Raw genomic sequence first — 18,806 nt, forward strand, 5'->3', positions numbered from 1 at the left:
GGTCAAGCCTTTCCTTCCAGCCGGACCCGAGGATCCAGAAGGGTATAACAGATATCGATGATGAAATTGAGGACAACGAAGAGCAGCACCATCATCATCAGGTAGGCGACGATGACGGGGCGATCGAGAAGGTTGATGGAGTCGATGATGAGCTTGCCCATGCCCGGCCACGCAAAGATGCTTTCGGTGACGACCGAAAAGGCGATCAGTGAGCCGAACTCGAGACCGATGATGGTCACCACCGGTATCATCAGGTTCTTGAGAACGTGCACCGAAATGATCCGCCGCTCTCGCAATCCCTTGGCGCGGGCAAACTTCACATAGTCCTGGGGAAGAACCTCCTGTACACCGGCGCGGGTCAGCCGAAGAATGAGCGACGTCTTGAACAGAGCCAGGTTGAAGGCCGGCAATAAGAGATGCCGGATGCCGTCTCCGGTCAGAAACGACCATTGTGCACCAAGCAGTTCCCGCGTTGGGCCGCGGCCATTCGTCGGCAACCAGCCGAGCTCGACGGAAAACACCATGATCAGCATGAGGCCGACCCAGAAGGTCGGAAGTGAGAAGCCCAGAATCGAGCCGCTCATGATCAGCTTGGAGGAAATCCGATTGGGGTAGAGCCCTGCATACAGCCCAAGCGGCAAGCCGAAAAGCAGCGCGATGCCGAGAGCCGTGATCGCCAGTTCGAGCGTCGCCGGGAGACGTTCGAGGATCAGACCCAGCGCCGGCCGCCCATAAACGAAGCTGTTGCCGAAGTCCCCATGCAGAAGTCCTTGGAGAAACAGCAGATACTGTTTCCACAGCGGCTGATCCAGACCGTAATGGGCGATAACCAGTGCCCGCTCCGCCTGATTGGCGTCCGGGTTGATGAGGATGTCGACCGGGTTGCCGATCACATTGACGCCGATGAAGACAATGATCGTCATCGCGACAATGACGAACAGCGCCTGTATCAACCGCCTGATAATGGATGTGACCATTGAACTCTCCCTCCAGCGCGCGTCTTCCGAGAGCCGCGAAGGACGCTGTAACACTTTGATCGACGTCGTTGTTTTCACGCATGTCGTTGTCGCAAAACCGCTGCGCACTTTTGCGCGACATGCTTTAGCCGACGGAGATCGCCATCCCGTCGCGCTGCGGATCGGCCGCGCCTTTCGAGATGCCGCCGTCAATCTTGATCGCGTGGACTGCGGCGAACGCGTATGTCTGCGGCGACCGCGCCACCTGGTAGCCCTGCGCCCGCAGTCCGTCTTCGACGGAGTGTCGAATCCGATTGCAGATGTCGATCGTGTTTGACACCCCTACAATCCTTGGCGCCGAGACGGCTTCGAGCACGGACATGTCGAAATCAATCATGTTCATCAGGGATTGCGCAACGGCCGGCGCGATATAGCTGCCGCCTGGCGCTCCGATGACGATGCTGGGCTCGTCGCCCTTGAAGACGATCGTCGGTGCAGCCGAGCTGGGACGCCGCTTGCCGGGCGCGATCGACCCGGGCTTGCCGGGAAGCGGATTAAAGCGGCTCATCGTGCCATTATACATGAAGCCGAGGCCGTCGGTGATCGCGCCCGAGGGGCTGCCGAGGGTGTGGGTCATCGCGACTGCATTGCCGTCCTTATCGATCACCGAGATGTGGGTAGTGTCGCGCTGTGAGCCATCAGGACGCGAAACACTGGCGATCTCGCCCGCCTTGATCGCGCCGGCATGCGCCTTTGCATGCTCTTTCGACAGCAGCTTTTCATAGGGCACGTCGACATAGGCGGGATCGCCCATATGCGCGTCCTTGTCGATCGTCATCCGCTTCATCGCTTCGAACAGGATGCGGACATGTTCGGCGCTGCCATGCTGCAGCGAGCCGACATCGAACTGCTCCATGATATGCAGGAGTTCGAGCATCGAGAAGCCCGAGCCTGGCGGAGGTGAGGTAGCAATGCGGTTGTCGCGGTAGTCGCCCCAAACCGGCTCTACCTTCGATAATTCGTAACGCGCCAGATCCTCCCGATCGATCAAGCCGCCATGTGTCTTGAAATCGTCGGCGATCTGTTCGGCCAGTTCGCCGTGATAGAAAATGTCCGAGTCGCCGCTTCGCGCGATGCGTTCGAGGGTCTCGGCCATGTCCTTGTTGACGAGCAGGTCGCCGACATTCTTGAGCGTGCCGTCGTCGTGGAAATAGGTTTTCCGGCCCGTTGCAGAAAAGCGCAGCTTGTCGAGCGTGTTGGCAAAGCCGTCGTTCGACTGGTCCTTGGCCCAATACCAGTGCATGTGGTTTCGGATCATGAAACCGTTACGGGCAAGGTGGATGGCCGGCTTGATGAGATCGGCCCAATCGAAGGTGCCGTAGTCGCGCAGCGCGGTCTCATAGCCCTTGAGCGAGCCGGGGGTGCAGACGGCAAGGTAGCCGATATCGGAAATATTGCCTTCAAGCACGTAGCCGAAGCCGTCGCGGCTCTGGTGCTTGATCTTGTCGAGCCACATGTCCGGTGCAGCCATCAACGGCGCGCGCGCATAAAATTCGAGGATCTCGTGCACGCCCTTTTTCGGCATGTAGACATGCATCGAGCCGAAGCCGCCGATGCCGGCCATCTGCGGGTCGACCACCCCTTGGACGAAAGCACAGGCGAGTGCTGCGTCGATGGCATTGCCGCCGCGTTCGAGAACTTCCGCCCCGGCTTCGACTGCCTCCGGCTGAGGCGCTACGATCGTTGCATTTCTCATTTCGCGAGCCGCTCCTCCAGCACCTTTGCCAGGAAGGCCTTGACGTGACCGAGAACCTTCATCCGGTCGTGAGAGACACCCGGAACACGATCGAATGTCACATCGACACCCGCTTTGCGGAATGAGTTCGCCAGGGCGGCAAGGCGCTCGGGCCGGGTGTTGCCGGCGTCGTTGGCGCCGTCCATATAATATTTGCCGCCCGGCTTGTGGGTGATTTCCCAGGTCTCCAGATCGGCATCGCCGACGATCATATGCACCGGCACCCTGGCGAGATCTTCGGGCCGGAAGGGCTTGCCGAAGCGCGCCTCCAGATCCCGAATGCCGACCCACCAGTCACGCGTCGGATCCAGAAGGGTGACGGAACCAGGTGCGCCGATGGATGCCGCCCAGAGTTTTTCCGGATGCAGGATGGTGAAACGGTGCACGAAATGCCCGCCGCCGGAGAAGCCGAACATGGCGAATTTGGACCAGTCCTGGCGGTATTTGTCGGCCATCTCCGCGACCATGGCGAGGACGACCTGGTCGTAACGGATGTCGCCTTCCTCAAGGAACTTGTAGCCGGAACGCGCACCATCGCCGAGAACGCCAACCGGGAAGATTGGGCAAAGGATGGCGCAGTCGTTGTAGAGCCCGAATTCGGCAAAACCGTCGCGGAAGTCGATGGCCGACGTGCGCCCGGTGCCGTGGACCGCGACCAGGAGGTCGAGCTCGCGGCCATCTGCCGCCGTCGGTGGCACATAAAGCACCATATGGAGGCGGGGATCGGCCTGAGAGGCGAAGATGGCCGTCTGGCCATAGTCATAGATGGCCTTCGCCCGGGCGACGGCTTCGCCCGTTCCAAGTTCCTGCATGAATGTCTCCTGGAAGATGAAGAAAGGGACGGCTCTGGTGCGGCCCCATGCTGCTGTTTTAAAACCGCGTCGCATCGAATGGATCGATGCGACGCACTTCAAATCTTAATTTGTCTCAAAACCGCTGCACGCTTTTGGACGACATGCATCAGTCCGCCGGCTTCACGTCGTAAGCGAGCGTATATTTGTCGCCGCGCGGAGTGTAGGACACGGTCTTCTTGGCACCCAGCACGACATTTTCGTAATGCATCGGTAGGAGCCAGAGGTTGTTGAAGGTCTCAATCGACAGCTCCTGGAGAAGGGGCGCGCGTGCAGCTTCATCGAGCGTCGAACTCGCCTTGGCCAGCACCTCGTCGATCTGCGGATCGGACACGCCGCCGCCATTATATCTGCCGGTCCCCTTTTTCTCGTCGCGCGTGGCGACCAGCGCAACAGTCGGATTGGTGGTTTCGCCGGTGTTGACACCCCAGGAGCCGAAATAGGTGCTGTAGGCGCCTTTCGAATAGGCTTCCGAATACATCGACCAGGGCAGGACCTCGACTTTCGATTTGATGCCGATGCGCGTGAACATCTGGCCGACCGCCTGCAGAACTTCGGCATCCTTGACGTAACGGCCAGAGGGACCATGCAGGGTCAGGCTGAAGCCATCCGGATAACCGGCCTCGGCCAGAAGCGCCTTGGCGGCGGCAGGATCATAGCCCACCTTCTCGACTTTTTCGGAATAGCCGGCATAGCCTTGGGCGACGAATTGGTCGGCCACCGTGCCGTTCTTCTGCATGACGCGGTCGACGATTGCCGGCCGGTTGATCGACATCAGCATTGCGCGACGCACCTGCTCATCCTTGAGCGGGTTCTTGTCGAGATCGGAGCCATCCGCAGCCTTCACGAAAGGTGAAACATCGCGGCTGACATCGAGGCCAAGATAAACGAAGCGGGAAGACAGGCCGTTGATGACTTGCAGATTATCGCTCGCTTCCACGCGTGCCATTCCATCGGCAGGAAGGGTTTCGACAATGTCGATCTCGTTGGAGAGAAGCGATGCCAGACGGGCGCCATCGTCGGGCAGGAAGCGGAGCGTGACGTTCGACCAGTGCGAGGGGCCAGCGAAATAGCTGTCATTGCGCTTCAAGGTCAGGTTGCTGCCTGGCGAATAGGAGACGAAGGAATATGCCCCGGTTCCGATTGCACACTTGCCGTTGTCGAAATCCTGGACTGGCGCCTCCTTGCAATCGGCGCTGATAATGCGAATTCGGCTGACGGAATTCAGCAGGATCGGATCCGGAACCTTCGTCTCGACGACGATGGTATAGAGATCCGTGGCCGTGACGTTCACAATATTGCGTGTGTAGGAAGCAAAGCTCTGGCTGGGCATGTCGCGGGCACGCAGAAGCGAAGCGATGACGTCATCGGCGTTGAACTCGCTGCCGTCATGGAATTTCACGCCCTTTCGCAGCTTGAATTCCCAGTGGGTAGGGTCGACGACCTTCCATTCGGTGGCGAGTTCCGGCGCATTTGCCGACGTTCCGGTGAGGTTTATGAGGCTGTCCCAGATATGGCGCGAGGTCGCATTGTTGGGCGCCGAACTGTCTTCATGGGGGTCGAGCGTCGTCGGCGTCGTCGACATCCCGATCGTCAGCGGGGTTTCCTGTGCGACGACCATTGCAGGAATAGCAATCGTGCCGAACAGCCCGATAGCTGCTCGCGTCAATGTTTTTACGGCCATTTCTTCAATCCCGGTTTAGCGTTTTTAGGCCGACCTTGCTTGGTCGGTACGAGCAGGTTCCCGTCCACTCTCGACACAAATTGGTAAGGGCCCCTCAAGGGGGGTGTCAAACGGAAAACAAGCGCGTTACGATAGGTGTAACTTCAAACTATGCCATGCCTTCAACCTCTGTCGCGGAAAAAATTCTGGTCCCATGGACAAAAGACAACCGTCAAAAAGCGATATCGTGCAGTCTGTTGATGTCTGCATCGACGTCTTGCTAAATGTCGCCAAAAACCCGGATATCAGATTGACTGAGGTGGCGCAGAACCTCGGGGAAACCAAGCCGAGAATTTTGCGCATGTTACGCACACTGGAACGGCGCGGCCTGGTGCGGAAGAGCGATACAGGCACTTACCGGCTGGGGACGACTGCGATCATTCTCGGGACTGCCGCCTCGACACAGGTTGATCTGGTGCGAATAGCCAATCCTGTTCTTGAAGAAGTTGGCCAGAAGGCGAACGAAACGACCCAGCTCAGGATCATCGACAATGGCGAATCCCTGTGCATTGCAAAGTTCGAACCGATGCGCGACTTGCGGGTACAGGCGATGATCGGTCGAAGACGACCGCTCACCGCCGGCTCGTACAAGGTGCTTCTCGCCTATCTCCACCCCCAGGTGCAGTTGCAAATGATCCCCGAGACTTTGCCGCGGCTGACCAAGCGCACCATCACGGATCGCAGCAAGTTGGTTGCTGAATTGGATAAAATCCGCCGCCAGGGATTTTGTGTGAGTTACGGTGAAGTCAGCGAGCAACTCGTCTCCGTCTCAGTGCCGGTTCTGGCATTCGACGGATCCGTGATCGCCGCGGTGAATGTCGGCGCCCCCGCCTTTCGCACGCAAAAAAGCGACGTCGACCGCTTCATCGTTCTGCTGAAGGAGGCCTCCAGCAAGATATCGGCCCGGCTGGGATGGTAGAGCTTTTCGTTCTGCGCCATATCGGAAAGCCCCTTCTTTAAGCAAATTCAGGGGAAAAGATCGGGGAGTTCGGAGCGTGCGATGCGTCGCAACCTGACCGCTTCTGCCGAGTCTATCGATTGATAAGGAGAGCGTAAGCGGGTGCCCACCGGTCCCCAATTGCCGATGGCACACAAAAGCTTGTCGAGAGCGGCGTTCGAATAGCCGAAATCCTGGCGAAAGGGGACGATATGCGCGTCCATAAACATGCAGATGTGTCGTTCCAGTTCGAGTGCGGCGTCGAGATCGCTTCGCATCGAGAGTGTCCAGGTCTGAGCACCGCGGGGACTAAGGCAGGCCACATTGGAAAAGGAGCCTGCTGCGACGCCTTGCTTGATGCCGGTTGCGAGATGATGGCCGGGGACGAAGAGCGAAAGCCCGGACAGATGCCGGCGTGTTTCGGCATACCAGGAAGCGTCGCCGTCGGCGAGCTTGATGCCGGTCACCTCCGGCACTGCCGCGCAGACCATGCCCAACTCCTTTGGCGCCAGCACCCGTTTTGCATGCGGCGGATTGTAGAGGATGAGCGGAATTCCGTCGGCGACGACGGCCGCCCGTTTCAAAAAGTCGACCGCTTCGGCATCGGTAAGCGGCCACCAGTCGGGCAAGATGACCTGAATGGCGCGGGGATCGAGCGCGGCGGCACGGCGGACGCGATTGAGCATGATCCGCGGGTCGGGCTGGCAGGCGCCGATCACGAATGGCATGGAGGAAGCCTCGCAGCGTTCGGCCAGCATTGTCTGGATCCTGTCGAATTCCTCCTCCGTCTGATTGTGGAATTCGCCAGCAGTGCCGTTCGAATAGATGCCGTCGACACCGGCATCGATGAGGATGTCGATCTCTTCGGCGAGCTTATCGAATTCGATGCTGTCGTCGGCTGCGATCGGCAGAAGCAGGCTCGCCCAGTTTCCGCCGATGGCCGGATGCGGCGTCTTCGCATTCATCTGTTTTCCCCGATGGATGACGGATCAGGTGAGGTCGTCGCGGATGCAGGCCTTGAAATGGCCGGGCGCGATTTCCCGCAATGGAGGAACGGCGCCGGCACAGGCATAGAGCGCACTCGGACAGCGGGTGCGAAAGACGCATCCGCTCGGCGGATCGGCCGGGCTTGGAATATCGCCTTTAAGGATCTGCCTGTCACGGCGGGCATCCGGATCGGGCGATGGAATCGCCGAGAGAAGGGCGCGCGTATAGGGATGCTGCGGTCGCGCGTAAAGATCGGCACTCGGTGCGATCTCCATGATGCGGCCGAGATAAAGCACGATCACCCGGTCGCAGATATATTCGACGACGGCGAGGTCATGCGAGATGAACAGCATGGTCAGGCCAAGCCGCTGCTGCAACTCGCGAAGCAGGTTGATCACCTGCGCCTGGATCGATACGTCGAGCGCCGAGACAGGCTCGTCGGCGACGATGAATTCGGGCGACAAGGTCAACGCACGGGCAATCCCGATGCGTTGGCGCTGGCCACCGGAAAACTCATGCGCATACCGATTGATCGCATCGGCGGGCAGATCGACCTGGGCCAAGGCCGACCGGGCCCGTTCCAGCCTATCGCGAGCGGTGCCGATCCCCTGGATCTTCAGGCCCTCCGTCAGGATTTCACCGATCGTCATGCGCGGCGACAGGCTGGCGAAAGGGTCCTGGAAAATATACTGCATGCGCGGCCGTTGCCGCCTGAGCGCAGAGGCGGAAAGTGCTGTGAGTTCATTGCCGTCGAAGCGCACGCTGCCCGACGAAGGTTCGACAAGCCGGAGGACGGAACGGCCGATCGTGGTCTTTCCGCTGCCGGATTCGCCGACAAGCCCGACCACTTCACCCTTGCCGATATCGAAGGAGATGCCCTCAAGAATGTTCAGCCGCGTACCGCGGGAGACATAATGTTTCGAGAGGTCGCGGACGGAGAGCAGCGGCGCGCTCATCTAAATCTCCTGCCATCTGATGCAGCGGCTGTGGTGCTGCGGATTGATCTGTGCGAGCGCGGGAACGGCGGCGCGACAGGCATCGATTGCGAACTTGCAGCGTGGGGAAAAGGCGCAGCCGCTCGGCATGTTCATCAGGCTTGGAACCATGCCGGGAATGGCGGCGAGCCTTTCGCCGGCCTGCTTCATCCGCGCGGCGTCGCCGAGGCGCGGCATGGAGGCGAGAAGACCCATCGTGTAGGGATGCCTCGGATTGCGGAAAACCTCGCCGACCGGCCCTTCTTCGACGATGCGGCCGGCATACATCACCGCGACGCGATGGGCGATTTCGGCGACCACGCCGAGATTGTGAGTGACGAAGAGCATGGCCATGCCGCGCTCGCGCTGCAGTTTGAGCAGCAGATCGAGAATCTGCGCTTGGATCGTCACGTCGAGCGCTGTCGTCGGTTCATCGGCAATCAGCAGCGTCGGATCGCAGGCGAGCGCCATGGCGATCGTCGCGCGCTGCCGCATGCCGCCCGACAATTCATGCGGATATTGGCCGGCACGGCGTCCGGAGTCCGGTATACCGACGCTTTCAAGCAGCGTGACGGCTGCGTCCATCGCCGCCTTCCGGTTTGCACCGCGATGGATGCGGATCGGTTCGGATATCTGGTCGCCGATCGTGAAAACCGGATTGAGGCTCGACATCGGCTCCTGGAACACCATGCCCATGTCGTCGCCCCGGATCTTGCGCATGCTCTCTTCATCAAGCGAAACGAGATCCCGGACCGCGCCGCCCCTCGTCGTCAGGCGGATGCTGCCGGCAGCTATCACACCGATGTTGCGGGTGAGAAGCCGCATGACCGACAGACTGGTGACCGACTTGCCGGAGCCGGATTCGCCGACGAGCGCCAGCGTCTCGCCGGCGGCGACGGTCAGGTCGATATCGTTGACCGCCGTGATTTCGCCGCCGCGGATGCGGAAGATCGTTCGTAATCCCCTGATGTCGAGTACCGGTCCGGCCGCCTGTTCCATCGGTTCGCTCAGTTCAACAGACCGGTTGCGCGCAGGATCTCGTCGATCCGCGCCGTTTCCGCGTCATTGAGCGAGGCACGCGGACGCGGCATGACGGCGGTGTCGATAATACCGAGGCGCTGCATGGCGGTCTTGAAGGCGCCGATGCCCGATGCGCCGCCGCTGACCCGGCCCTGTGCGACCCAAACGATTTCGAAGAGGCGGCAGAGGCGCTCCTGCTCCTTCCTAGCTGCGGCCCAGTCGCCGCATTGGGCGGCTTCCCAGAGGCGCACATAGCCGTGCGGATCGACATTGGCGATACCGGGAACAACGCCGTGAGCGCCCATCAGCAGGGCGGTGTCGACGACGATCTCGGAGCCGGTCATCAGGAAGACGTCCTTGTATTCGGCGAGATCGAGCAGCGCATAGCGGAAGTTGCCGTCGTCGCCGCTGGAATCCTTGAGGCCGATGATGGCGCCTTCGCTCGCAAGCGTGACGACGGTCTGGCGCTGCAGCTTGACGTGAACGCAAACGGGAATGTCATAGGCGACCAACGGGACATCCACCGCGTCTCTCACATAACGGAAATGGTCGAGGATCTCGGACTGGCTGGTGACCGTGTAAAAGGGTGCCGTTACCACCACGGCGTCGGCGCCGGCGGCCTTTGCGACTTTTGAATGGGCGATGACCCGATCCGTGGTCGGATCGATGACGCCAACGATCAGCGGCACGCGGCCATTCACCACCTTGGCCGAATGCTCGATGATTTCGCGACGGGTCTTTTCGTCATGGAAGATCACTTCGCTCGTCGAGCCGAGCACGAATACGCCGTGGCAGCCGGCATCGATCAGATGTTCCAGCACCCTGGTATAGGAAGGGTAGTCGACGGTGAGATCCGGATTGAGCGGCGTTACGACGGGGGGGACGACACCCTTGAATTTGGTCATTTTCTCTTTCTTTCGATGATCAGTTCAATTCGGCACGCGGGTCGAAGGCATCTCTGAGGCCATCGCCGATGAAGTTGATAGCAAGCACGGCAAGGATGAGTGCTCCGCCGGGGAAGAGCCATTGCCAGGGATATTGTTCGAGCACTGCCGTCGAGCGGGCCGCGTTCAGCATGTTGCCCCAACTCGCCGCCGGCGGCGCGATGCCGAGACCGAGGAAGGACAGGCCCGCCTCAAGCAGGATGGCATTGGCGATCTGCAGCGTTGCATAGACCACGAGGATATCGATCGAGTTCGGCAGGCCGTGACGGAAGAGCAGATGTCCGATGCCGGCGCCCATGCCGCGGGCGGCCATGACGAAGTCGCGCTCACGCAATTCCAGCAGCCGCGAGCGGATCATGCGCGCCAGCAGCGGCCAGGACAGCAGCGAGATGACCAGCACAGTCGGCCAGATGCCGGTGCCGGCAATCGAGGCGAGCACCAGCAGGAAGATGACGGGCGGCAGGGTCATCACCAGATCGACGAAACGCATCGAGACGGCGTCCGTCCAACGTCCTGCAAGTGCGGAGATGGCTCCGAAGAGAAAGCCGATGACCGCGGAAAGTGCTGTCGATGCGACGGCGACCAGGAGCGAAATCCGGCCGCCTTCGAGCACGCGCGCAAAGACATCGCGACCGACGCCGTCGGTTCCGAACCAATGCGTTGCCGTCGGGCCGCTATTCATCGCCAGAAGATCGATGTCGTTCGGCTTGAACGCCCACCATAGCGGATAGGAGAGGATCAACAGCAGCATTGGAATGGCAATACAGACGCCGGCAACGGCTGCGTGGTTGAGCAGAAAGCGGCCGAAGGCGCGGGCAAGTGGCCCCGGGCTGCGGCGTTGAGGGGAGCGTGCCAGCATGATCAGCCCACCTTGATACGCGGGTCGACGACCGCATAGGTGATGTCGGTCAGAAGATTGACGACGATAACGCAAGTGCCGATGACGAGCGTCGCACCCATGATGACGGGGTAGTCGCGAGTCTGGACGGCATCGACGAGCAAGAGGCCCATCCCCGGCCAGTTGAAGACGCTCTCGATGAAGATGGCGCCGCCGATGGCAAGCCCGATGGTGGAGCCGATCAGGGTAACGATCGGAAGAAGCGCATTGCGCAAAGCATGCTTGGTGATGACCCAGAATTCGACAACGCCCTTGGCACGGGCCGTGCGCACGTAATCCTGGTTTAGGACTTCGAGTAGCGAGGCGCGCATGTAGCGCATGATCAATGCGGCTTGCGCAACGGACAGAAGGGCGGCCGGCAGGATCAGATGGTGAAGGAGGTCGCCCACCGAGAATTCCTCGCCGGGCGTCAGCATGCCACCCGACGGCATCCAGTGCAGCCGGACGGAGAAAATATAAAGGCCGATCAGGGCGCTGAGGAATGCCGGGCTCGAAATGCCGGCAAGGGCGACGACCGACAAGGAGAGATCGGCAAGCGAATTGCGGCGGACGGCGCCGATCACCCCGCAGGTGATGCCGACGACGATGGCGAAGGCAAGTGCGGTGCCCATCAACAGCACCGTCGGCCCGATCCGCGACAGCACCAGACTGAGAACCGGCTGGTCGAGACGCTTGATCGAATAGCCGAGATTGCCCGTCAGCGCTTGCTGCAACCAACCCAAGTACTGAATGGGCAAGGGTTGGTCGAGCCCGAGCCTTCTGCGCAGATCGGCAAGATCTGACGGCGACATCGGCAGGTTTGGATCGATGTAGGCATCGATCGGATCGCCGGGCGTCAGGCGCAGCAGCAGGAAAATCAGCATGCTCAGGGCGACGAGCATGCCTATTCCTATGATCAGGCGTCTAAGGCTGTATCGGAGCATCGCCAATCCGTCTCGTCGGGCCTTCTTGTCAGGGTGGCCGAAGCCACCCTCACGGCTTTGCGGAAAACGCCTACTCGGCGATCGACCATTTCTGCGGGTCGGCCTGGTAGGGGCCGCCGCCCGGCGCCGGCGTCCAGACGAAATCCTTCGCCTTGGTCGAGACGATGCCGTAACGGTTTGCCACCCAGAGCGTCGCCCAGGGCAGGTTCGTGTTCATCACCTTGCAGACATTCTGGTAGGCCGCATCCCGCTTGGCGCTGTCGGGCTCGGCAAGCGCGCTATCGAGTGCCTTGGTGAGATCGGGCATACGAACTCTGGCGACGTTCGGTCCGGCCGGAGGGATCTGCTTCTCGTTGAGGCCGACATTGATGCTTCCGGCGTCCGGCCCGTTCTGCAGCCCGGCGTAAACCATCTGGAACTGCGCAATATCCGGCGTCGCATTGAGCACGATGCTGTTATAGGTCGGCGCATCGACGGCGCGCGGCACGATGTTGATGCCGACCTCAGCAAGCATCGCCTGAACGGCGGCAAGGACGTTGGTGGCAAGCGGCGTGGTATAATAGGTCAGAAGCGTGATCGGTTTGCCGCCGTTGATCTGGTCCCAGCCGGCTTCCTTCAGCAACTGCTTGGCCTTCTCAGGATCATAGGCGTAGGCGTCGATGCCCTGGGGTATCAGCTGTTCGGCGACATAGGCGCAGTTGGCCGGCTTGGCCGCGCCGCCATAAAGGCTCTGGATGATGGCATCGCGATTGACCGCGTACATCACCGCCTGGCGGACGCGCACATCCTTCCAGATCGGGGAATCGTGGTTGAATCCCAGATAGTTGACGACGAAAGAGTTGCCTTCGATGACCTTGAAGTCCTTGTTGTCCTTGAAGGTCGGCACGTCGTTGGAATCGACATAGGTGAACTGGATTTCGCCGGATCTCAGCGCCGCGATCGCTGCGGCCGGGTTGGCGAAATAGCGATTGATGACGCGTTCCAGTGCCGGTTTGCCACCGCGATAATCGGTGTTTGCGGCAAGCTCGACATACTGATCCGAGACGTATTTGGTGAATTTGAACGGGCCGGTGCCGATCGGCGCGGTGGACCACCACGTGCTTTTCGCCAACTGGTCGGCTGGTGTCGAGGCGAGCGCATGCTCGGGCAGCATCATCACCTTGGTCATCGTGTCGAGAAAACTGCTGCTGGGTGCGCTGAGCTTCATGACAACCGTGTGATCGTCCGGCGTCTCAACGGATGATATGCCCTTCAGCCGGGCTGCGAGCACCGAGCCGGTCTTCGCATCCATGGCAAGCCCCATGGTGAACTTCGCATCATTGGCGGTGAAGGGCTTGCCGTCATGCCATTTGGCGTCCGCCAGCTTGAACGTGTAGGTCATCTGGTCCGGACTGATCTCGTAGGAGCTTGCCAGCGCCCCGACGACCTTCTGCAGCTTCTCGTCATAGGTGATCAGCGGTTCGTAGTAGATGCTGAGCCAGGTAAACCCAGCGGTCGCGGCAAGCGGATTGAAGTTGCCCTGGAAGCCGCCGGGGCCGACATCGAAGCCGCCAGACAGCGTGGCGGCCTGAGCCTGGATTGCAGCGCCCGAAACGGCAGCCGTCGACAGAAGGGCGCCAAGCGCGATAACGGATAATCTAGACAGTCTTTTCATGTGTTCCTCCCATGTTTGAACTTGTCTTGTTGTTGGCAATCACCCGGGCAATGCCCTCGTAGTGACGATCCAGGCGTCTGCGCGCCTCCTCCAGATCCTTTGCCTCGATCGCATCGACGATCGCGGCGTGATCGCGCCAGGTCGCCATCGGATCGGGATTTTCAAGGTTGACGAAATCGGACGCTTTGTAGAAGGCGAGCCAGAAGACATCGATCAGCCGTACGAGCGTTTCATTGTCCTGGCAGCGAAACAGCAGCCGGTGGAACAGCTGGTCATCTGCCGCAAAGGTTTCGCCCCGCTCGGCATGGGCGCGCATTCGACCGACGGTGGCGCGCAGTTCGGCGATGTCCTCTTCCTCGATCACGTCGATCGTCTTGCCGATCAATCCCACTTCCAGCGTACGCCGGATCTCGAGCACCTCCTCGATCTGCCGCAGGGCGCCGCCGAGGCCGTAGGCGAGGTTGTCGAGAAGCGGCTCGAAGGAAAACGCCTTCACGAAGATGCCGACACCGCGCCGTGTCTCCAGCACGCCGAGCGATTCCAATGCCTTGATGCCTTCCCTCAGCGAATTGCGGCTGACACCGAGCTGGGTGGCAAGCTCGCCCTCGGCCGGAAGCAGGGTTCCGGGCGCAAGGCCGTTGTCATCGATATAGGCGCGCAGACTTTCCTGAACGGAGACATGCAGCAGCGGCGCGCGCGTCAGCGGCTTCATCGATTTCAATGTCATGCCGGTCACTTTCTCGCATCGCCGATAAGATGCTTGTTGCATATATACTTGTAGGATATCTGTCAAATGGTTAGGCTGATGGGCCCATCTAGCAACGTCGTTGCAGCCACATCGCCCGCGAAAAACAGCGTCCCGGCGAGAGCCCTCCCCACTTCGATGTCGCGGCTATGCAGTTGAAACACAAGGTAGGGCGCCTGCTGAGCCTCGGTGACGCGTGCAACCTACTCGGGAGTGTGGAGGCAGTGGATTTCATCGGTAAAAGATGACTAAAATAATCACCTTATGTTGACAAGGCTTGTACCGCTCCATAGGTTCCGCCCGCATCCGTGAGGAAGGGACCAAGAATGGCGCGTGTTTTTTTGAATGTTTCTAATGTTGTATCGGGAATTTACAGGAATAGCCTGTTTGCCACGACAGCTTTGGTCGTGATCGGCATTGCAGCATCGCCGGCGATCACATCCTGAAGCGACAGCGACCGTTACAAGCCCGTCGGTGTTGGCGAGGCTGAATTGCGGCGTATCACGATCCTCGAGCCTTAGGAAGTGTGGACTCTTGGGATTCCCAAGGCTTAGCAAATCAGATTCAAGACTGTCTTTTGGAGGCAGTCATGGGTGTTTTGGATCGTCTGATCCTTCGGGATGAGCAGTGGGAGCGGATATCGCGTCACATCATTGGTGACGAGCGCACGCGCGGTTCGTCCGGCCGCGACAACCGCATGTTTGTGGAAGCGGTGCTTTGGATTGTCCGTACCGGCTCACCCTGGCGTGACCTGCCGGAAGTATTCGGCGAGTGGAACAGTGTCTTCCGCCGTTTCAGCCGCTGGAGCCGGAAGGGCATCTGGTGGCGCATGTTCGCCGCGATGTCGGACGATCCGGACTTCGAATACCTGATCGTCGATTCCATCATCATCCGCGCCCATCAGCACGCTGCCGGCGCAAAAAAGGGGCTGAAGATCAGGCCCTTGGCCGTTCTCGCGGCGGCCTGAGCACCAAGATCCACATGGCTGTGCGTGGTCTCGGCTGCCCGGTCCGCTTCACACTTATCGCAGGCCAGAAGGGCGACGCGCCGCAAGCCGAAGCCCTGATCGAGGGCCTATCCGCCGACATCGTCATGGCCGACACCGCTTACGACAGCGATCGCCTGCGCAATGCCATCGCCGATAAAGGTGCCGTGGCGGTGATCCCCAACAATCCTTCCCGTGCGCAAAAATACCCGCTGGACAAGCATCTCTATGCCCAGCGCCACCTCATCGAATGCTGCTTCTCAAGACTCAAGCAGTTCCGCAGGGTCGCTACGCGCTTCGAAAAAACCGCCGAAAACTACCTCGCAGTCGTCATTATCGCGGCTATCGTCCTATGGATCAGATAACTGTCCGCAATTCCTAGTCTGCCGTACTTGTCCGGAGACAATACGACATTGCCTAGCACTGTCCCGATAGACCCGCTCAACAGCCGCCGCAAGAGATAGCGGCCGGCAATGAACGAGGCTCGGTCTCCTTCAAATCGGTAGGTCGTCGCCCGATCCCGTTCGGCCTGTGAAAGCGACTGCTCCCAGCGGTTCCAGTCGTGTTCCTTCTTGGGATATCGCCAGAGCGCAATTTCGATGGCGGCGGGTTGATTTTCTGACTGTTGCATAGATCCAGTATGTCTGCTCAGGACCGCGCGGCAAGCACGCAGTCCGCCAATCGTTCATCAGCCGGCGCTGGCCCGATCGGCCGAGCGTCATTTTTCGGAGATTGAGATCCGATTTTCGCTCGTTATGGCTGCTTTATTGCTGGAGTTTCCAGTAACTTGGGGTCGTTGTGCGTTTAAATAATCGCGGAAGTTTCGGCCGGCGCAGAAGATTTCTGGAAACCGCACGGATCCGTTGTTTAGTTAATACTAAATTTTTGAATCTGGTGCGAGATTTTGCATTAACCGGCAAGCCGGTCGCACCAGTTATCTTCGAGGAGACCCGCATGAAGCGCCCCAGTATCAAGCAAGCCCTGATCGTGAAGCTGTCGATCATCAGCCTGTTCATGGTTGGCCTGTCCTATGTCTCGCTGAGCACGATTTCGACACTCCGTGCCAATACCGAGCAGATTGGGACGTTCTGGATGCAGCGGCTCGTGACCGCTCGCGAAATCAAGGACAACTTCCTCGAGCTGAAACTGGTCTACGCTCAATACCTTCTGGAGGATACAGCGGAGGAGCAGACCGTCGCACGGCAAAAAATCGATGCCGCCGGCGCCGCGGTCGAGAAGGTCGTCACCGAATACGAAAAGGGCGTCCGTACCGAGCGAGGGCGCGAACTGATCAATCAGCTCAAGCCTGAAGTGGGCAAATATCGCGAATTGGCAGAGCAAATGATCGCACTTGAGAACAGCGGGAAGGAGCCTGACGCAGTCCGTTTCTTCAAGGAAAATATGGAACCTCAATCCGAGCTGGTGGACAAGGCTGTGGGCGATCTGGTCGCTTTTATTCTCAACCAGGCTGAAGGGTTTGTGGCCGCCAGCGATGGTTCAGCGACGTCCGCTTTCATGTTGACGTCCGCAATCGCAGCGCTGGCCGTACTGATCGCCATGGCTGGCATGGTGTTTGCGATATTCGGCATCGCCAATCCGATCCGAAGCATCGCCTCCGCCATGAGGCGTCTGTCGGACGGTGACCTTGATAGCGACATACCCGGTGCCGGCCGCGCCGACGAAGTTGGCGAAATGGCCGGTGCCGTCGAAGTCTTCCGCCAGAATGCTCTTAATGTCGTCAGGTTGGAAACGGAAGCGGCTGCATCCCGCAGCGAGAGCGAAGCAGTGCGCGCGGCAGCCCAGCAGCGCGCCGAACGCGAGGCGGAACAATTGCGCTTCGCAACGACAACATTGGGCGGAGGCCTCCGGCGGCTTGCAGCAGGCGACATATCTTTCCAGCTTTCGGAACAATTTGCATCCGAATACGAAAGCTTGCGCGAAGACTTCAACGCCTCGCTCCGGCAATTGGGGGCGACGATCGGAGCCGTGCTGCAGACGGTGCACAGCATAGACAACGGCACTGGTGAGATTGCCTCTGCCGCGCAGGACCTTTCCAAGCGTACCGAACAGCAAGCTGCCTCTCTCGAGGAGACGGCTGCAGCTTTGGACGAGATCACCTCGAATGTGTCGATGGCGTCCAAACGTACCGACGAGGCACGCAATGTGGCCCTGGAAGCCGATATCAGCGCGCAGCGGTCGGCAGCTGTCGTGTCGGAGGCGGAGCAGGCCATGCGACGCATCGAGGACAGTTCGGAGCAGATTTCGAACATCATTGGTGCAATCGATGAAATCGCCTTCCAGACCAACCTCCTGGCGCTGAACGCCGGCGTTGAGGCCGCCCGTGCGGGTGAGGCCGGCAAAGGTTTTGCAGTGGTCGCACAGGAAGTCCGTGAGCTTGCCCAGCGCGCCGCGCAAGCAGCCAAGGAAATCAAGGGCTTTATTCAAAAGTCGTCAACCGACGTGAAAAATGGCGTGAAACTGGTTCTCGAAACCGGTACGTCGCTCAAGTCGATCGGTGAATACGTCGTACAGATCAACCAACTCATGGATGCGATTGCCACATCGGCGCGCGAGCAGTCGACTGGCCTTGCCGAGATCAATACAGCCGTCAATCATATGGACCAGGCGACCCAGCAAAATGCCGCCATGGTCGAGCAGTCGACGGCTGCTGCCGCCTCTTTGTCCTCCGAGGCAGGCCGTCTGCGGGATCTGGTCAGTCAATTTCAATTGGACGGCGACAAAAACGCGGCGGGCGTGGAGCGCAGCAGCCGGGCCTTCGAAGGCAACATGCCAATCCGGTTGGTCACTCCGCGACGCGTGACGCAAAGATGAAGCGCGATGACATCAGATTGTTCGCCTCAGAGGTGGAGCGACGTGCTGAGATGGTCAGGTCGGCCGTTTTCCGGACCCGTATTGGCCCGCCTCGGAGCAAGTGATCGGGCCAATCAGTCGGCGAATGAGACAACGCCGATCTAAGCGTCATGAAGGTGTTGTCCGCGCGTGAGATGACCACCGCCTTGAAGGCATGAATCGGGATAATGTCAGGAGACCGAATGCCGACTTCGCCGGTGGAATATCCTGCTCCGCAGAGTTTCGTTGCTGCGCTTGGGCAAGCATTCGATAGCGAGACTGGCAGGACGATAGTGGAGCCTTTCGGAATTGTCTGGGGCAACGCTGTCGCCCTCGATAAAGGATTGGATACCTACGACATTTCCGCGCCCCGACTGGGTATACACCTTACTTTCAAGCATTCGGGCGTGGTCTTCGACCATGAATTCCAGGATGACTGACCTGCCACTGAACTTTCATCCAGCTGCGATTAGAGCCTCGGGGGTTTTGAATACGCCAAGTGGCGCGGTGTGAGCAACCGGCGGAAACGCGAAGCTTTCATCTTGCGCAGCGTTGGAGCCGGTT

General features: G+C 59.8%; 15 protein-coding genes and 2 pseudogenes. 4 read left to right on the forward strand and 13 right to left on the reverse strand.

Features of this window, described 5'->3' with window-relative positions:
- Nucleotides 1-2: 2 nt before the first annotated feature.
- The 4 genes from HJB83_RS23175 to HJB83_RS23190 form a co-directional block, all read right to left on the reverse strand.
- On the reverse strand, nucleotides 3-977 hold the full coding sequence (locus HJB83_RS23175) for an ABC transporter permease (protein ID WP_065282810.1): 975 nt from the start codon (nucleotides 975-977) through the stop codon (nucleotides 3-5).
- Nucleotides 978-1,101: 124 nt separating this feature from the next.
- Nucleotides 1,102-2,712 carry a gamma-glutamyltransferase gene (gene ggt, locus HJB83_RS23180; protein ID WP_221133022.1) on the reverse strand — a complete coding sequence of 537 codons (1,611 nt, stop codon included), beginning with the start codon at nucleotides 2,710-2,712 and terminating at the stop codon, nucleotides 1,102-1,104.
- The gene (locus tag HJB83_RS23185; RefSeq protein WP_221117186.1) at nucleotides 2,709-3,563 is read right to left on the reverse strand and encodes an alpha/beta hydrolase; all 855 of its coding nucleotides are present in this window, start codon (nucleotides 3,561-3,563) and stop codon (nucleotides 2,709-2,711) included. The genes ggt and HJB83_RS23185 overlap by 4 nt, the downstream gene beginning before the upstream one ends.
- A 148-nt stretch (nucleotides 3,564-3,711) precedes the next feature.
- A complete protein-coding gene (locus HJB83_RS23190) occupies nucleotides 3,712-5,286 on the reverse strand; it encodes an ABC transporter substrate-binding protein (RefSeq protein WP_221133023.1) in 1,575 nt (524 codons plus the stop codon).
- Between the two features lie 193 nt (nucleotides 5,287-5,479).
- Between HJB83_RS23190 and HJB83_RS23195 the strand changes: the two genes are divergently transcribed.
- Complete coding sequence (locus HJB83_RS23195; protein ID WP_221117188.1) at nucleotides 5,480-6,244, forward strand: IclR family transcriptional regulator; 765 nt, start codon at nucleotides 5,480-5,482, stop codon at nucleotides 6,242-6,244.
- Between the two features lie 47 nt (nucleotides 6,245-6,291).
- On the opposite strand, the gene HJB83_RS23200 is transcribed toward HJB83_RS23195, so the two are convergent.
- The 9 genes and pseudogenes from HJB83_RS23200 to HJB83_RS34275 form a co-directional block, all read right to left on the reverse strand.
- Nucleotides 6,292-7,227 (reverse strand): dihydrodipicolinate synthase family protein, encoded by a 936-nt coding sequence (locus tag HJB83_RS23200; RefSeq protein WP_221159655.1) that lies wholly within the window; start codon nucleotides 7,225-7,227, stop codon nucleotides 6,292-6,294.
- A gap of 24 nt (nucleotides 7,228-7,251) precedes the next feature.
- Complete coding sequence (locus tag HJB83_RS23205; protein WP_221133025.1) at nucleotides 7,252-8,205, reverse strand: ABC transporter ATP-binding protein; 954 nt, start codon at nucleotides 8,203-8,205, stop codon at nucleotides 7,252-7,254.
- Entirely contained in the window at nucleotides 8,206-9,222 is a 1,017-nt protein-coding gene (locus HJB83_RS23210) for an ABC transporter ATP-binding protein (RefSeq protein WP_221133026.1), read from the reverse strand.
- Nucleotides 9,223-9,230: 8 nt separating this feature from the next.
- Nucleotides 9,231-10,148 (reverse strand): dihydrodipicolinate synthase family protein, encoded by a 918-nt coding sequence (locus HJB83_RS23215; RefSeq protein WP_221133027.1) that lies wholly within the window; start codon nucleotides 10,146-10,148, stop codon nucleotides 9,231-9,233.
- 19 nt (nucleotides 10,149-10,167) lie between these two features.
- Nucleotides 10,168-11,046 carry an ABC transporter permease gene (locus HJB83_RS23220; RefSeq protein ID WP_221133028.1) on the reverse strand — a complete coding sequence of 293 codons (879 nt, stop codon included), beginning with the start codon at nucleotides 11,044-11,046 and terminating at the stop codon, nucleotides 10,168-10,170.
- A 2-nt stretch (nucleotides 11,047-11,048) separates the two neighbouring features.
- Entirely contained in the window at nucleotides 11,049-12,008 is a 960-nt protein-coding gene (locus tag HJB83_RS23225; RefSeq protein WP_221133029.1) for an ABC transporter permease, read from the reverse strand.
- A 70-nt stretch (nucleotides 12,009-12,078) separates the two neighbouring features.
- Complete coding sequence (locus tag HJB83_RS23230; protein ID WP_221133030.1) at nucleotides 12,079-13,662, reverse strand: ABC transporter substrate-binding protein; 1,584 nt, start codon at nucleotides 13,660-13,662, stop codon at nucleotides 12,079-12,081.
- A complete protein-coding gene (locus tag HJB83_RS23235) occupies nucleotides 13,646-14,389 on the reverse strand; it encodes a FadR/GntR family transcriptional regulator (RefSeq protein ID WP_221133031.1) in 744 nt (247 codons plus the stop codon). Before HJB83_RS23235 ends, HJB83_RS23230 begins: the two co-directional genes overlap by 17 nt.
- A gap of 452 nt (nucleotides 14,390-14,841) precedes the next feature.
- A pseudogene (locus HJB83_RS34275) lies at nucleotides 14,842-14,931 on the reverse strand (phosphopantetheinyl transferase); the annotation flags it as partial.
- A 65-nt stretch (nucleotides 14,932-14,996) separates the two neighbouring features.
- On the opposite strand from HJB83_RS34275, the pseudogene HJB83_RS23240 reads away from it, so the two are divergent.
- From HJB83_RS23240 to HJB83_RS23250, 3 genes and pseudogenes are all read left to right on the forward strand, one after another.
- A pseudogene (locus tag HJB83_RS23240) lies at nucleotides 14,997-15,757 on the forward strand (IS5 family transposase).
- A gap of 589 nt (nucleotides 15,758-16,346) precedes the next feature.
- Complete coding sequence (locus tag HJB83_RS23245) at nucleotides 16,347-18,224, forward strand: methyl-accepting chemotaxis protein (protein ID WP_221133032.1); 1,878 nt, start codon at nucleotides 16,347-16,349, stop codon at nucleotides 18,222-18,224.
- 221 nt (nucleotides 18,225-18,445) lie between these two features.
- The gene (locus tag HJB83_RS23250) at nucleotides 18,446-18,682 is read left to right on the forward strand and encodes a hypothetical protein (RefSeq protein ID WP_221133033.1); all 237 of its coding nucleotides are present in this window, start codon (nucleotides 18,446-18,448) and stop codon (nucleotides 18,680-18,682) included.
- Nucleotides 18,683-18,806: the final 124 nt, after the last annotated feature.

The organism is Rhizobium sp. NZLR11, from assembly GCF_019685115.1.
Lineage (GTDB): Bacteria > Pseudomonadota > Alphaproteobacteria > Rhizobiales > Rhizobiaceae > Rhizobium.

Coding starts and splice junctions, on each gene's coding strand:
- HJB83_RS23250 (WP_221133033.1), top strand. CDS start 18,446: ATGCCGACTTCGCCGGTGGAATATCCTGCTCCGCAGAGTTTCGTTGCT.
- HJB83_RS23185 (WP_221117186.1), bottom strand. CDS start 3,563: ATGCAGGAACTTGGAACGGGCGAAGCCGTCGCCCGGGCGAAGGCCATC.
- HJB83_RS23205 (WP_221133025.1), bottom strand. CDS start 8,205: ATGAGCGCGCCGCTGCTCTCCGTCCGCGACCTCTCGAAACATTATGTC.
- HJB83_RS23190 (WP_221133023.1), bottom strand. CDS start 5,286: ATGGCCGTAAAAACATTGACGCGAGCAGCTATCGGGCTGTTCGGCACG.
- HJB83_RS23195 (WP_221117188.1), top strand. CDS start 5,480: ATGGACAAAAGACAACCGTCAAAAAGCGATATCGTGCAGTCTGTTGAT.
- HJB83_RS23235 (WP_221133031.1), bottom strand. CDS start 14,389: ATGACATTGAAATCGATGAAGCCGCTGACGCGCGCGCCGCTGCTGCAT.
- HJB83_RS23220 (WP_221133028.1), bottom strand. CDS start 11,046: ATGCTGGCACGCTCCCCTCAACGCCGCAGCCCGGGGCCACTTGCCCGC.
- ggt (WP_221133022.1), bottom strand. CDS start 2,712: ATGAGAAATGCAACGATCGTAGCGCCTCAGCCGGAGGCAGTCGAAGCC.
- HJB83_RS23215 (WP_221133027.1), bottom strand. CDS start 10,148: ATGACCAAATTCAAGGGTGTCGTCCCCCCCGTCGTAACGCCGCTCAAT.
- HJB83_RS23175 (WP_065282810.1), bottom strand. CDS start 977: ATGGTCACATCCATTATCAGGCGGTTGATACAGGCGCTGTTCGTCATT.
- HJB83_RS23210 (WP_221133026.1), bottom strand. CDS start 9,222: ATGGAACAGGCGGCCGGACCGGTACTCGACATCAGGGGATTACGAACG.
- HJB83_RS23225 (WP_221133029.1), bottom strand. CDS start 12,008: ATGCTCCGATACAGCCTTAGACGCCTGATCATAGGAATAGGCATGCTC.
- HJB83_RS23245 (WP_221133032.1), top strand. CDS start 16,347: ATGAAGCGCCCCAGTATCAAGCAAGCCCTGATCGTGAAGCTGTCGATC.
- HJB83_RS23230 (WP_221133030.1), bottom strand. CDS start 13,662: ATGAAAAGACTGTCTAGATTATCCGTTATCGCGCTTGGCGCCCTTCTG.
- HJB83_RS23200 (WP_221159655.1), bottom strand. CDS start 7,227: ATGAATGCGAAGACGCCGCATCCGGCCATCGGCGGAAACTGGGCGAGC.